This window comes from Stenotrophomonas sp. 96582_Sma (assembly GCF_056480905.1).
This window is the reverse complement of the sequence record NZ_CM151122.1, coordinates 1,095,579-1,109,607: the sequence shown is the minus strand read 5'-3', so window position 1 is coordinate 1,109,607 and position 14,029 is coordinate 1,095,579. Positions and strand designations below refer to the sequence as shown.

10 protein-coding genes are annotated in these 14,029 nt (G+C 66.1%); 3 read left to right on the top strand and 7 right to left on the bottom strand.

Annotated features, from left to right (window positions below; genetic code table 11):
* Positions 1 to 239: 239 nt before the first annotated feature.
* From ACZK2R_RS05115 to ACZK2R_RS05105, 3 genes are all read left to right on the top strand, one after another.
* A complete protein-coding gene (locus ACZK2R_RS05115; protein ID WP_180837910.1) occupies positions 240 to 1,271 on the top strand; it encodes a LacI family DNA-binding transcriptional regulator in 1,032 nt (343 codons plus the stop codon).
* A 132-nt stretch (positions 1,272 to 1,403) separates the two neighbouring features.
* On the top strand, positions 1,404 to 2,306 hold the full coding sequence (locus ACZK2R_RS05110; protein ID WP_180837909.1) for an ABC transporter ATP-binding protein: 903 nt from the start codon (positions 1,404 to 1,406) through the stop codon (positions 2,304 to 2,306).
* 12 nt (positions 2,307 to 2,318) lie between these two features.
* The gene (locus tag ACZK2R_RS05105; RefSeq protein WP_180837908.1) at positions 2,319 to 5,903 is read left to right on the top strand and encodes an ABC transporter permease/M1 family aminopeptidase; all 3,585 of its coding nucleotides are present in this window, start codon (positions 2,319 to 2,321) and stop codon (positions 5,901 to 5,903) included.
* Positions 5,904 to 6,018: 115 nt separating this feature from the next.
* On the opposite strand, the gene ACZK2R_RS05100 is transcribed toward ACZK2R_RS05105, so the two are convergent.
* From ACZK2R_RS05100 to ACZK2R_RS05070, 7 genes are all read right to left on the bottom strand, one after another.
* The gene (locus ACZK2R_RS05100) at positions 6,019 to 6,312 is read right to left on the bottom strand and encodes a hypothetical protein (protein WP_032129586.1); all 294 of its coding nucleotides are present in this window, start codon (positions 6,310 to 6,312) and stop codon (positions 6,019 to 6,021) included.
* Positions 6,309 to 6,773 (bottom strand): GNAT family N-acetyltransferase, encoded by a 465-nt coding sequence (locus ACZK2R_RS05095; protein WP_032129587.1) that lies wholly within the window; start codon positions 6,771 to 6,773, stop codon positions 6,309 to 6,311. The genes ACZK2R_RS05100 and ACZK2R_RS05095 overlap by 4 nt, the downstream gene beginning before the upstream one ends.
* Positions 6,774 to 6,826: 53 nt before the next feature.
* Entirely contained in the window at positions 6,827 to 7,789 is a 963-nt protein-coding gene (locus ACZK2R_RS05090) for an IS110 family transposase (protein WP_132809226.1), read from the bottom strand.
* A gap of 303 nt (positions 7,790 to 8,092) precedes the next feature.
* Positions 8,093 to 8,479 (bottom strand): SseB family protein, encoded by a 387-nt coding sequence (locus ACZK2R_RS05085; RefSeq protein ID WP_180837907.1) that lies wholly within the window; start codon positions 8,477 to 8,479, stop codon positions 8,093 to 8,095.
* A gap of 142 nt (positions 8,480 to 8,621) precedes the next feature.
* Positions 8,622 to 10,334 (bottom strand): alpha-amylase family glycosyl hydrolase, encoded by a 1,713-nt coding sequence (locus ACZK2R_RS05080; protein WP_478487784.1) that lies wholly within the window; start codon positions 10,332 to 10,334, stop codon positions 8,622 to 8,624.
* Positions 10,334 to 11,821, bottom strand: a complete 1,488-nt coding sequence (locus tag ACZK2R_RS05075) for an MFS transporter (RefSeq protein WP_180837905.1) — start codon at positions 11,819 to 11,821, stop codon at positions 10,334 to 10,336. The genes ACZK2R_RS05080 and ACZK2R_RS05075 overlap by 1 nt, the downstream gene beginning before the upstream one ends.
* Positions 11,818 to 14,010 (bottom strand): glucosidase family protein, encoded by a 2,193-nt coding sequence (locus ACZK2R_RS05070; protein ID WP_180837904.1) that lies wholly within the window; start codon positions 14,008 to 14,010, stop codon positions 11,818 to 11,820. Before ACZK2R_RS05070 ends, ACZK2R_RS05075 begins: the two co-directional genes overlap by 4 nt.
* Positions 14,011 to 14,029 lie beyond the last annotated feature (19 nt).

Sequence of the window (14,029 nt, the reverse complement as noted above, 5' to 3'; positions counted from 1 at the left end):
TCGATCCCTGATCCGTTACTGCCCACGTCAACTGCCTTGTTGTCCCCTGGTGCGCGGACTCTAGGGCCATGCCATGGCAGCTGTCCATCTGCTGAATGCGCTTTTGTGCAAATCAGGTCAAAGTGACAAATTGGTCACATTTTTCAACATCAATCCCGTTCATCCAGACAGGAGCGCACCTGCGAGCGGAGGGCCAGCCTCATGGCATCATGATCGCTGCACGTTCCCTATCCGTTCCCATGACGATCAAAGGCAAAGCCACCTCCCTGGACATCGCCCACCTGGCCGGGGTCTCCCAGCCGACCGTGTCGCGGGCGCTCCGTGGCAGCCCGATGGTCAATGCCGAGACCCGCGAGCGCATCCTGCGCATCGCCCGCGAACTGAACTACAAGGTCGACAAGAACGCCTCCAGCCTGCGCCTGCGCAACGCCGGCACCCTGGCCCTGCTGTTCTTCGAAGACCCGACCAACGACGACTCGCTGATCAACCCGTTCTTCCACTCGATGCTGGGCTCGATCACCCGCGCCTGCGCCCTGCACGGGCAGGACCTGCTGGTATCGTTCCAGCAGTTGTCCACCGACTGGCAGGCCGATTACGAGGACAGCAACAAGGCCGACGGCATCATCCTGCTCGGCTACGGCGACTACCACGAATCGCGCGACCGCCTGCAGCGGCTGGTTGAACAGGGCACGCACTTCGTGCGCTGGGGCGCCGCCCTGCCCGGCCAGCCCGGCTTGTCGATCGGCAGCGACAACTTCCAGGGCGGGCATGACATCACCACCCACCTGTTGCAGCAGGGCTGCCGCCGCATCGCCTTCCTCGGCCATGCCTCCAGCCATTACCCCGAATTCCAGGAACGCTACCGCGGCCATGTCGCGGCCCTGCAGGACCACGGCCTGGGCGCCGAACCGGCGCTGCAGCACGATGCGATCACCACCGAGGCTTCCGGCCAGGAGGCCTGCCAGGTGCTGCTGGCGCGCGGTGAACCGATCGATGCGATCTGCGCCGCCAGCGACCTGATCGCCATCGGTGCGATGCGCGCGCTCCGCGAGGCTGGCCTGCGGGTGCCACAGGACGTGGCGGTGACCGGCTTCGACGACATCCCACTGGCGGCCTCGGTATCCCCGGCGCTGACCACCGTGCAGCAGGACACCAAGCAGGCCGGACAGCTGCTGGTGGAGCGCCTGCTGGCACTGATCGGCCGGCAACCGGTGGAGAGCCAGAGCATCCCGGTGAAGCTGGTGGTGCGGGAATCTTCGCTGCGCGGGTAAGCGCTGCCAGGCCACCGCCCCACGCCCCAACGTGCGACGGCGGAATTCTCCCCCCATGACCAACGGCGGATGCGCACGGAGGCTGATGCGCGGATAACGCGCAGACATCGCCCATTGAAAGGTGTACGTCGCATGCTGAAGATCGATTCGCTGTCCAAGACGTACGCCAACGGCGTGCATGCCCTCAACAACGTCAACCTGGACATCCCGCGCGGCATGTTCGGCCTGCTCGGCCCGAACGGCGCCGGCAAATCGTCGCTGATGCGCACGCTGTCCACCCTGCAGGAGGCCGACAGCGGCACGGCCGTGCTCACCATCCCCGGCGAGACACCGATCGACGTGCTGCGCGACAAGGACGCGGTGCGCCGCCGGCTGGGCTACCTTCCGCAGGATTTCGGCGTGTACCCGAAAGTCAGCGCGCTGGACCTGCTGGAGCATTTCGCGGTGCTCAAGGGCCTGACCCAGCGCGCGCAGCGCCGCGAGGTGGTCGATGGACTGCTGCAGCAGGTGAACCTGTGGGACGCCCGCAAACGCAAGCTGGGCACCTACTCCGGCGGCATGCGCCAGCGCTTCGGCATTGCCCAGGCGTTGCTGGGTGACCCGCGGCTGGTGATCGTCGATGAACCCACCGCCGGCCTCGACCCGGAAGAACGCAACCGCTTCCTCAACCTGCTGGCGGCCATCGGCGAGAACGTGGCGGTGATCCTGTCCACCCACATCGTCGAGGACGTAACCGATCTGTGCCCGACGATGGCGATCATGAACAAGGGCCAGGTGCTGCTGACCGGCCGTCCTGCCGAAGCCATTGACGCCCTGCAGCACCAGGTCTGGCGCAAGCAGGTCGATCCTTTGGAACTGGCCGACCACGAAGCGCGCTATGTGGTGCTGTCGACCCGCCTGGTCGGTGGCCGCCCGGTGATCCACGTGCACAGCGCCAACGACCCCGGCGACGGCTTTGCGGCCGTAGCTCCCGACCTCGAGGACGTGTACTTCCAGCGCCTGCGCCTGCAGGCCCGTGCCCGCGCGGCAGCCTGAGCGGAGCACGCCATGATCCTCAACTTCTTCCGCTTCGAGCTGCGCGAGCAGCTGCGTTCCCCGCTGCTGTGGCTGCTGGCCGGGCTGTTCGCCCTGCTCGCCTTCGCCGCCGCCTCCAGCGACGCCGTGCAGATCGGTGGCGGCACTGGCAACGTGCACAGCAACGCGCCCACCGTGATCGCGCAGATGCTGGGCATCTTCACCCTGCTTGGCATGCTGGTCACCGCACTGTTCGTCAGCAATGCGCTGTTGCGTGACTTCGAACTCGGCACCGCCGAACTGATCTTCGCCAGTCCGGTGAAGCGCCGCGATTACCTGGCCGGGCGCATCGCTGCCGCCCTGGCGGCCGGGCTGCTGGTCTACGTCCTGATCGCGTTCGGCCTGTGGCTGGCGCCGTTCATGCCGTGGGTCGATCCCGAGCGCATGGGCCCGATCAGCTGGCAGGGCTATGCGTGGACGTTCGCGGTCATCGTCATTCCGAACCTGCTGTTCACCACCGCGCTGCTGTCGCTGCTGGCGGCGCTGACGCGCTCGATCCTGTGGGTCTACATCGGCCTGGTGGCCTACCTCGTGCTGTATGGCGTCAGTGCAGCCCTGCTGCGCGACATCGACAACACGTGGATCGCGGTGCTGAGCGAACCGTTGGGCATGCGCGCACTGGGCCGCACGATCCGCTACTGGTCCACCGCCGAACGCAACAACGGGATTCCCGAGCTGGCCGGTTACCTGCTGGCCAATCGCGCCCTGTGGTTGGGCGTGGCTGCCGCGCTGTTCACCGCCACCTTCGCGCTGTTCCGCACCGAACGCAGCGGCAGTGGCCGTCGGCGCTGGGGCCTCAGGCAGGCGCAACCGGTTGCCGATGCCGGCGCCGTCCGCCCCACCCGCGCAACGCTGCCGCGCGTGGTACCGGCGTTCACTACCACCACGGCGTGGCAGCAGTTCCTGCGCCAGGTCCGCTTCGATACACGTGGCGTCCTGCGCAGCGTGCCGTTCATCGTGCTGCTCGTGCTCGGCCTGGCCAACTTCCTGCCCAGCGCGCTGTTCCGGCAGACCCTGTACGGCACCTCGATCTGGCCGGTCACCTCGCAGATGATCATGGGCCTGCAGGGCGCCTTCAGCTGGCTGCTGGTGATCATCGTGCTGTTCTTCGCCGGTGAGCTGGTCTGGAAGGAACGCAGCGCGCGCATCAATGAAGTGACCGATGCCATGCCGGTGCCGAACTGGGTGCCGCTGCTGGCCAAGTTCACTGCACTGCTGGCGGTGATCGTCTGCTTCCAGGCCGCCGGCGCGCTGGCGGCGATGGGTGTGCAGCTGGCCAAGGGCTACACGCATCTTGAGCCGCTGCTGTACCTGCGCAGCCTGGCCCTGGATTCGGTGGTCTACATCCTGATGGGCGGCCTGGCGCTGGTGCTGCAGGTGCTCACCAACAACAAGTTCGTCGGCTACGCACTGCTGATCGTGGTGATGATCGGCCAGGGTGTGCTCGGCCTGCTCGACTACACGCAGAACCTGTACAACTTCGGCAGCTGGCCCAACGCGCCCTATTCGGACATGAACGGCTACGGCCACTTCCTGACCGGGCAACTGGCGTTCCAGGGCTACTGGGCCCTGTTCCTGCTGACCTTAATGTGCCTGGCGTCAGCCTTCTGGGTACGAGGTGTCAGCCAGGGCCTGCGCCAGCGACTGGCCCTGGCCGGCCGCCGCCTGCGCGGTCCGACCGGCGTCTTCGCTGGAGTAGCGGCCTTGGCCTTCATCGGCGTGGGCGGCTGGCTCTACTGGAGCACCAACATCCGCAACGAGTTCATCTCGCCCGACCAGCAGCTGGATCTGCAGGCCCGCTACGAGCGCGAGCTGTCGAAGTACCGCACTTTGCCGCAGCCTCGCATCGTGGCGGTGGACAACCGCGTGGACCTGTTCCCCGAATCGCAGTCGATGGTGATCGATGCGAACTGGACGGTGCGCAACACGCATGCCGTGCCGATCCAGGACGTGCATGTCTCGATGGGCGACGACAAGCAGCTGGTCGCGGCTGACCTGGGTGGGCAGACCTTGTCGATGCACGACGCCGACCTTGGCTACCGCATCTACCGCCTGGCCGCGCCACTGCAACCGGGTGAAAGCCGCAACGTCCACTTCCGGGTGGTGCAGAAACCCAATGGCATCACCGCCGGCCAGGCGCCGAGCAACATCGTCGACAACGGCACGTTCTTCAACAGCCGCGTACTGCCGTCGTTCGGCTACAACGAAGGCGCCGAGATCAGCGACCGCAACGAGCGGCGCAAGCGCGGCCTGGGTGAGCCGCGGCGCATGCCCAAGCTGGAAGACGAAGCCGCGCGCGCCAACACCTACATTTCCAACGACGCCGACTGGCTCGATTTCCACACCACGGTCTGCACCGCACCGGACCAGGTGGCGCTGGCGCCGGGCTATCTGCAGAAGGAGACCACGGTGAATGGCCGCCGCTGCTTCAGCTACGCCATGGACCGGCCGATGCTGAACTTCTACGCCTATCTGTCGGCACGCTGGGAGGTGCGCAAGGCGAAGTACAAGGACATCCCGATCGAGGTCTACTTCGACCCGGCGCACGGCTACAACGTGGACCGGATGATCGAAGCGGTGCAGAAGTCGCTGACCTACTACGAAGCGAACTTCACGCCTTACCAGCACCGCCAGGTACGCATCATCGAGTTCCCGGGCTATGCGCGCTTCGCGCAGTCGTTCGCCAACACCATCCCCTACTCCGAGGCCATCGGCTTCATCGCCGACCTGCGCGATCCGGACAAGGTGGACTACGTGTTCTACGTGACCGCGCACGAGATCGCGCACCAGTGGTGGGCGCACCAGGTGATCGGTGCCAACGTGCAGGGCGCGACGGTGCTCTCCGAATCGTTGTCGCAGTACTCTGCGCTGATGGTGATGGAGCAGGAGTACGGCCGCCAGCACATGCGCCAGTTCCTCAAGCGCGAGCTGGATGGCTACCTGTCTGGACGCGGTGGCGAGGCCATCGAGGAGCAGCCGCTGGAGCGCGTGGAGAACCAGCAGTACATCCACTACCAGAAGGGTTCGCTGGTGTTCTACCGGCTGCGCGAGGAAATCGGCGAGCAGGCGCTGAACCGCGCGTTGAAGCGCTTCCTGCAGGACAAGGGCTATCAGCAACCGCCGTACACCACCTCACGCGAACTGCTGGACTACATCCGGGCGGAGACCCCGGCCGACCGCCAGCAGCTGGTCACCGACCTGTTCGAGAAAATCAGCTTCTACGACAACCGGGTGATGGCCGCCAGCGCCCGCAAGCGTGATGACGGCCGCTACGAGGTGACCCTGGACCTGCACGCCGCCAAGCAGTACGCCGACGGCAAGGGCAAGGAGAGCGACGGCACGATGGATGACTGGGTCGAGATCGGCGTGTTCGCCAACGGGCCGTCGGGCAAGGAGCGCGACCAGAAGGTGCTGTACCTGCAGCGCCACCACATCACCAGCGCCGCGCCGAAGATCACGGTAACCGTGGATGAAAAGCCGGATGAAGCGGGCTTCGACCCGTACAACAAGCTGATCGACCGGGTGAGCGATGACAACCGACGCAAGGTGACGATGTGAGGCAACGGGGCGCCGGCCTGTCCGTCGGCGCTCCACGCAACACCTGCGGGCTTGGCTCGGCCTTACTGTAGTGCCGAGCCATGCTCGGCACATTGTCCACGACAGCCGCGAAGATTCAGTGCACCGGGGCTTTCGGCCCCAGCAACGCCAGCAGCACATAGACCACGATCGAGGCGGCGGTACCGAGCGCTGCCGGCAATCCGTATACCCACGCCGAACGGCCCTGCTGGCGCGCCCACTGGGCCAGATGCCAGGCCGCGCCCAGATTGATCAGCCAGGCAATGACGAACACCGGCCACAGCACCATGCCCACCGCGCGCAGCAGGGGCATGGAGACCAGTGCGGCAACGATGGCTGCGATCAGGAAGATCAGTGCTGAGCGGGGGTGCCGGGCCGTTGCGGCGCTCATGCGGCCAACCTGCGCACCATCACCAGCACGCGGTGGCTGCGGTTGTCCGCTTCCTGCAGCGGCTTCCAGCCCAACCGCGCATACAGGCCGCCATCCAACGATTCGGTCTGCAGGTACAGTTCGGAAACGCCCATCCGCACCGCCTGCGCCGCGGCCTGTTCGACCAGCGCGCCAGCCAGCCCACGCCCGCGATGACTATCGGCCACGAACACGCTGCCCAGCCAATGCTCGTACTGCGGGAAGGCCTGCATTTCCCGGCGCTTGAGCTGCACGGCACCGACCACCTGGTCTCCATCGAAGGCGGCGATCAGGTGCGGGAAACCCTCGGCGTCCTGAGGTGTGTTCAGCCGCTGCAGTTCCTGTTCCAGCGACAGGCCGGCGTCGCGGCCCCATTCGGCGTGGTACCACCGGGCCAACTGCTGCCGTTCCGGTGCATCGGCGGGTAATACCCTGAATTCCATGGCAATGCCTCGATGGGGAAGCGTTCTGTAGAGTCGAGATCCTATGTTCGTGGTCAAGCCTGCTGGAAGCAGGCTTGACCCACCTTCAGCATGGCCGGATCGAAGTCCCGGCCGCTTTTGAAGACACCCCAGGCGATCCTGGCCAGCTTTCTGGCCAGGATGTTGAAGACGGCGGTGCTGGGGTGACCGCGTTTTGACAGCTCGTCGTAGAGCGGTTGCCCCTGGCGACACCGCTTGAGCCCCATTGCGGCCATGTAGAGCATCTGGCGCAGCACTGGCGCGCCCTGTTTGGACAGCCGACGCCGTCCCGTTCTGCCGCCAGACTCGTTGGGCCGGGGATCCAGGCCGGTGCAGGCGATCCACGCGTTGGCGTTGGCCAACGGCCAGCGCGTCATGTAGTAGATCAGGTGAGCGGCGACGGCGGGGCCGATACCAGGGATGGTCAACAGGCGCTTGTAGAGCGTGCCATGCTCTCCATCGCGACCCAAGCGCTGCAGTTCGCTTTCCAGCTCGGACAGCGTCCCAGCCAGAGCGCAGAACAGATCTGACAGCTCCCCGGGGGCACTTTTGCTTACCCCGAAGGATTGCTCCAGGCGCGCGCGTGTCTTTACCAGCGTCTGCCGCTTGCGCAGCAAATCGTGCATCTGTTGCTGCTCGTCGGTACGCGGTACGTATTCACGCAGGCGATCGTTCTCCTTCTTCACGTACCGGGCGATCGCTTCGGCGTCCATGGCGTCCGTCTTGCCACGCGAGCCCGTCGCCCGGCCGTAGTGCTTGATCAGACGTGGATTGATCACATAGACAACGTGGCCTGCCTGGCCAGCCATCCGAGCCAACAACTCGTAGTACCGCCCCGTCGCCTCCATGCCAATCCGGCATCGCTGGGGCAAGGTGTTGAGCCACTGGGCTATGCCGGCCCGGGTGTTGGCGATCCTGTCGCCGGCCTTGCGGTCGGCCACTGCCGGTACGAACTCCTTGGAGTCCACGTCCACGCCAATATCGAGAGAATCAGACATTTGTACGGCTCCCAGCTATCTTTAAGGGGCTGGGGTGGTACCGCACCGACGTTAGCTTGCCTACATCGACGATCCCCTTTGGGGGCCGTACGATCCTTTATCGACGTTCGTGTGCGGGATGGGGATCGCTCGACTCGTCTGTCGGCTAGTATCCGCAGATGCATGCTTGACGGTCCCTCCACCCTGGCTCCTACATACCTCGTAGGAGCCGGGAGGAACATACAAGCCATGCTCGACTGATCTGGCACTGTGCGAAAGGCAGTCGAGCATGGCTCGACTCTACAAATATAGCGCGGTGGCGGTTCAGCCCTGGGCGAAGTCCTTCAGGATCTCGCCCACGCCGCTTGGCGAAATCTCAAAGCCCAGCGAAGTGCCCGGATTGATCACCACGCCATAGCCACCCGGCACACGGCGCAGCACGTCCAGCATCAGCCAGCGGATCTGGTGTTCGGCCTGCTGGCTGTAGATGCCCACCCGCGACGGGTCGGTGAACACGGCCACGTGCAGGGTGCCCTGCTTGTCGAACAGCAGCGGGTCGAAGCCGCTGCCGTCGGGAGTGACCAGGCTGCCGGTCAGCAGCACCACTTCGGAGGCGACGAAGGCCTCCATGAAGGCGCGGATCGGCACCGCCCCGTCCATCGCCGCCTTCAGCAGGGTTTCGATCGGGGTCTGCGGGACGAGCTCGGTCATGGCGGTACGGCGGGGCGTGAGGGGTGCCTATTGTAGAGTCGAGCTTGCTCGACTGCTCGAAAAGCGTGCCAACCAAGGTTGGCACCCACCAGAGCGGTAGGCAGGTGCCATGGATTCATGGGTTGCCGGCCAGCGGCCGGCACTACCGCCCCAGCCGCTGATCCCGCGCCTTCTGGTCGGCCATCGCCTTGTCCAGCTCGGCCTGCAATGCCGGCTGCTGCACGGCGGCGTCCAGCACGTAGACCTTCACGCCGTGCGCGGGCACGTCGGCCTTCAGGGATGCATCCACCTGCAACGAACCGCCGTCCAGTGCATCGCGCCAGCGGCCCGCCTGCACGTAACGCGACACGGTGAGGGTCCTGGTCCGGTCGCCCTTGTTCAGCAGCACCAGCGCGGTCTGCGCCACGTCGCCATACTGCAGCACGCGGAAGAACACCGCTTCATCACCCTGCAGGCGCTCGTTCACCTGCAGGCCACGCTGCAGCGCGGGCGTGGCTTCGCGCAATCGCGCGATACGCTGCAGCGGCGCGAAGATCGGACTCTCCGGTGCGGCGTCCACACGCGGCTGGCCGAAGTAGGCACGATTGCCGGCATGCTCGGCGCCGCGCATGAAGCCGGTTTCCGAGCCGTAATAGACCACCGGAATGCCGCGTGCGGTGAACAACCAGTTGTGCGCATCGATGAAGCCGCTGTCGCTGGCCTGCAGGCGCGGCATGTCGTGGTTGTCGTAGAAGCTCATCAGCTCGTACGGATTGGCATACGGGCCACCGCTCAGGTGCAGTGGCTCAGCCAGGGTCTCGAAGCCCTTGGCGGCGGTGCCGAAGGTCTGCTCCAGTGCGCCGCGCAATGGGAAATCGAGCACGCTCACGTTCGCGTTGGCGTGCCAGGTGTGCTCGGCGATGCGCGCGGCATCGTAGTCGAACGCTTCGCCGAACATGAACATGCCCGGATGCTCGGCGCGGATGCGCTTGACGAATTCATGCCACCACGGGTGTGGCAGCCAGCCGATGGTGTCAATGCGCAACGCGTCCACGCCCTGCGCGGTCCACTGCAGGTAGGCGCCGACCAGGTAGTCCATCACCGCCGGATTGTCCTGGTTGAAGTCCGACAGCTCGGCCAGGTTGCCGTCGAAGATCGAGCCGTCCTTGCTGTCGACCGGACCGATGTTGTTGTAGAACGCGTGCAACGGGTTGTGCTTCGGATCCAGTTTCTGCGGCGGCAGGTTCTGGTGGTCGGCAATCAGCGTTCCGTCCTTGTCGAAGATCTGCCCGAACTGCGGCTGTCGCGTCGGCATGGTCCAGGCCGGCGAGCCGTGGTTGCCCACGATATCCAGCACCACCTTCAAGCCAGCACCGTGCAGGCCCTTGGTCAACCCGGCGAAATCCAGGTCTTTGCTGGGCAGGTGCTCATCAAGTTTGTAGAAGTTGATACCCCAGTACCCGTGGTAGCCGGTCTTGCCGCGGTCGGTCAGCGTGCTGGTGCAGCTGATCGGCTTGCTGCCGGTGAACGCCTCGTCCGGATTGTCCACGATCGGCGTGATCCATACCGCGCCGAAACCGAGGTTGCGGATGTACTGCGCGTTGTCGAGCACGCCGCGAAAATCACCACCGAGGTAGCCGATGTTGCCGTCCACCTTGTCCGGGCACGGCACCGGGATGTCGAAGGTGCGGTGCGCGCCACCCTGGTCACGATGGTCATTGGACGGGTCACCGTTGACGAAGCGGTCGGTGACCACGAAGTACACCGCATCGCTGGCGAACGGTTCGGTGGTACCCACATAGTCCGGGCGTGGCGCGGCCGCCGCATGGCCGGCCAGCAGTACCAGGGAAACAGCAACAGACAGCACACCGCGCATCACACCACCTCCGGACGGGACGGAACCCGCAGCACGCACAGGCCGGCGACGAACAGGCTGCAGCCGCCCAGCACCAGCACATGCATCGGCTGGCCACCCAGCCAGGCGCGCAGGGCGAAGCCGAGCGCACTGGCCGCGACCAGCTGCGGGATCACGATGAAGAAATTGAAGATGCCCATGTACACGCCCATCTTCGAGGCCGGCACACTGTCGGACAGCAGTGCGTATGGCAGCGAAAGAATGGATGCCCAGGCGAAGCCGACGCCGACCATCGACAGCAGCAGCCAGTGCGGGTCGCGGATGAACATCAGCGAGACCAGGCCGGCGCCGCCCAGCCACAGGTTGACCAGGTGGCTCCAGCGCAGGCCGATCGCACGCACCATCGGCGGGATCAGTACCGCGGCCAGCGCAGCGAAGCCGTTGTAGGCACCGAACAGCACCCCCACCCAGTTGGCTCCCTCGTTGTAGGCCGCCGACTGCGGATCCGTCGAGCCGAAGTGGATACCCGCCACCGCGGCGGTGGTGTAGATCCACATCGCGAACAGCGCGAACCACGAGAAGAACTGCACCCACGCCAAACGACGCATGGTCACCGGCATCGCGCGCAGGTCGCCGACGATGGCGGCCAGCATATGCGTGGCCGGCAACGCACGCGCGGCCGCCAGCAGCAGGCCGTAGCCGGCGCACAGTCCTGCCAGCACATACAGCATCCTGTCGCCCTGCCGCCAGGCGATCAGCAGCGCCAGCACCACGCCGAGCCCCAGCCACAGCGCCATCTGTGCCCACGGCGCGGGGCCACTGATCGCAGCCCCTGCGTGGTGCGCCGGCGGCTCGGCATCGTCAAACCCGGCCAGCTCCGCCGGCGAGTACTCGCGGGTGCTGACCACCGTCCAGGTGATCGCCGCCAGCAGCACCACCGCGCCGAAGTAGAACGCATAGCGCACGGTATCGGGCACTTCGCCGGCAGCTGCGGTATTGGCAACACCGAAGTGGGCCAGGATGAACGGCAGGAAGCTGGCGACGATGGCGCCCACACCGATGAAGAAGCTCTGCATGGCATAGCCGGCCGGACGCTGGCGCGGCGCCAGCTGATCGCCGACGAAGGCGCGGAACGGTTCCATCGACACGTTGATCGAGGCGTCCAGCACCCACAAGGTACCGGCGGCGATCCACAGCGTCGGCGAATTCGGCATCACCAGCAGCGCCAGCGTAGTCAGTACCGCACCGATCATGAAGAACGGGCGGCGACGGCCCCAGCGCGTCCAGGTGCGATCGGACAGGTAACCGATCACCGGCTGCACCAGCAGGCCAGTCAGTGGCGCCGCGATCCACAGCCCGGGCACCGCGTCCATGTCCGCGCCCAGTGTCTCGAAGATGCGGCTGGCGTTGGCGTTCTGCAGGGCGAATCCGAACTGGATGCCGAGGAAGCCGAAACACATGTTCCAGATCTGCCAGAACGACAACTGCGGTTTGACGGGACGACTCATCGTGCGCCCTCTTCCATCGCCACCGGCGCCACCTTCAGCGCCTGCACCTGGGCCTGGTTGAGCACACCCTCACGTCCACCCTTGCCGCCCGTGTAGTGCGCGAAGTGCTGCAGCGCGCTCATGTTGAAGCCCTCTTCAAGCGCGACCGTGCATTGCCCCTTGGGCACCGTGAATGTCGCCGAGGTCGAGTCCTGCATCGCCACGCTGTGCGGCAGAGTGACCGTATGCCGCTGCAATGGCTGGCCCGGGCACTGCAGCACCAGCTGCTTGACCGCAGCGGTGACGCCGGTGTTGATCGGCCCGTTCGCGTTGCGGTACTGCAGGCGCAGGCGCACCTGCCCGGCCTTGACCGAGGTGAACTGCCAGCGTTCCTCGCCCTTCAGCACCTGCTGCGGACCGACGCAGAGCGTCGGGCTGTGCAGCGACTCCAGCGCACCCTCGCGCAGGGTCAGGCTGAGGCAGTGCTGCAGGCCATCGTCGCTGATGTGCACCGGGCCATTGCTGGCGACGAGGGCCCTGCCGTCCTTCCACAGAACCTGCTCGGCTTGCACCGGAACGTTCCAGCCCGTGCCCATGCGCAGGGCCTGCGGTGCCGCCGGTGTTGCGGGCGCACGCGCGTTGGCATCCGCAGTCGTGGCAGCGAAACCGGTTGCTGCCGGGGCAGCGACCAGCTGCACCGTGGTAGTCGTGCCACGTGTGATGGTGCTGCCGGCCACCAGCAGGCCATCGCCCACGTTCTGCGGGCGCTCCAGCACATAGCGCCTGCCGTTGGCTTCCAGCGTGATGCGGGGATGCGTGCCGAACAGCTCCGGCACCAGCACGGCCGGCAGCTTGGGCTGCATGCGGCCATCGTCCTGCACGCCGAACACGCCCTCGACCACCATCGACAGATAGCCGGCCACCGACCACAGCTGGCGTTCGGAGTTGACCACCGGGCCGCTCAGCGCTCCTTCCTCGACATGCACGGCCTGGCTGACCAGTTCGTAGTTTTCCATGTTGGAACCGGCCAGCGCCGCGCCCTGCATCAGCGAACGGATCTCAGCGGCGATGCGCGGCGCATCGTCCAGCTGCCGCGCCGCACGCAGAGAGTACGCGCTGACAAACGGCCAGATCGCACGGTTGTGGTAGATCGGCTGCTGCGATTCCTGCGGCCAGACCACCGGGCTTCCGGCCGGCCCCATCGGGTAAGCGGCCAGCGCACGGCGCGCACGCTCGGCCGGCAACACCTCGGCGAGGATGCCCAGCGACAGGCCGAGCAGATCGACCTTGGCGTAGGGCACCGGGTGCGCGGCTTCGCCGATGTAGCTCATGTACTGGCCCATTTCCTCGCGCCAGAAGCGCGCATCGATCTGCTGCGCCAACGCATCGGCCCACGCCTTGTAGTCAGCCGCGCGGGCATCACCATGTTGGCCAGCCAGGCGTTCGGCCAGGCGCAGCGCCTGGTAGTGCAGCACGTTGGTGGACAGCGCATAGGAATCGCCGATGAAGCGCACGTCCTCGCGGGTCCAGTCCGGATAGGTCTGCTCGCGCCAGTCCAGGAACGAGGTCTCACCACGGTACAGGCCCACCTGCGCGTCGAACACCATCGCGCGGTCCTGCGCCAGCGTGCCCTGCAGCGCCTGCCAGACCTGGCCGGCAAACGCGCGATCGTCCAGCAGGTGGCGTGCCGCCAGGAACCACACCACCCGGTCGCTGCTGATCGGCCAGCTGCCGCCGGAACCGGTGTCCTGCGCGACGAACAGGCCGGGCGTATGGCCATCGCGCGCTGCCGAGAGCTTGAACTGAAGCGACTGCCGGGTGCGCTGCGGGTCCAGCCGCGCCAGCGCCAGGTCGGCGGCGAAGCTGACATCGCGGGTCCACACGTAGGGCCAGCGCGCGCCGGTCTGGAAGCACTCGCATGGCACCGGCCGGCCTTCATCGAACGCGGGATCGCGGATCGCATCCACGCGGTCCTGGTCCATCTCCTGCTGGGCCAGCGCGAACAGTGCATCGAACATCACGCTGCCGGTCTGGCTGCGCATCGGCATGGGCGCGATACGCACCTCAGCCTTCGGCGCATGCAGCACGTAGCTGCCGTTGGCAGCGGCTTCGGCGCGCGCATGGCGGCCGTCGAATTGCAGGTCGGCCGCCTGCGCGGTCGATCCCAGCGCTGCCCCCAGGGCAGCGGTCAGGCAAATGATCTTCAGCATCGAAGCGGCGGACCGGCTT

Bases quoted from the DNA above. Each gene is read 5' to 3' on its own strand.
- ACZK2R_RS05115 (WP_180837910.1), top strand. From the start codon at position 240: ATGACGATCAAAGGCAAAGCCACCTCCCTGGACATCGCCCACCTGGCC.
- ACZK2R_RS05110 (WP_180837909.1), top strand. From the start codon at position 1,404: ATGCTGAAGATCGATTCGCTGTCCAAGACGTACGCCAACGGCGTGCAT.
- ACZK2R_RS05105 (WP_180837908.1), top strand. From the start codon at position 2,319: ATGATCCTCAACTTCTTCCGCTTCGAGCTGCGCGAGCAGCTGCGTTCC.
- ACZK2R_RS05100 (WP_032129586.1), bottom strand. From the start codon at position 6,312: ATGAGCGCCGCAACGGCCCGGCACCCCCGCTCAGCACTGATCTTCCTG.
- ACZK2R_RS05095 (WP_032129587.1), bottom strand. From the start codon at position 6,773: ATGGAATTCAGGGTATTACCCGCCGATGCACCGGAACGGCAGCAGTTG.
- ACZK2R_RS05090 (WP_132809226.1), bottom strand. From the start codon at position 7,789: ATGTCTGATTCTCTCGATATTGGCGTGGACGTGGACTCCAAGGAGTTC.
- ACZK2R_RS05085 (WP_180837907.1), bottom strand. From the start codon at position 8,479: ATGACCGAGCTCGTCCCGCAGACCCCGATCGAAACCCTGCTGAAGGCG.
- ACZK2R_RS05080 (WP_478487784.1), bottom strand. From the start codon at position 10,334: ATGCGCGGTGTGCTGTCTGTTGCTGTTTCCCTGGTACTGCTGGCCGGC.
- ACZK2R_RS05075 (WP_180837905.1), bottom strand. From the start codon at position 11,821: ATGAGTCGTCCCGTCAAACCGCAGTTGTCGTTCTGGCAGATCTGGAAC.
- ACZK2R_RS05070 (WP_180837904.1), bottom strand. From the start codon at position 14,010: ATGCTGAAGATCATTTGCCTGACCGCTGCCCTGGGGGCAGCGCTGGGA.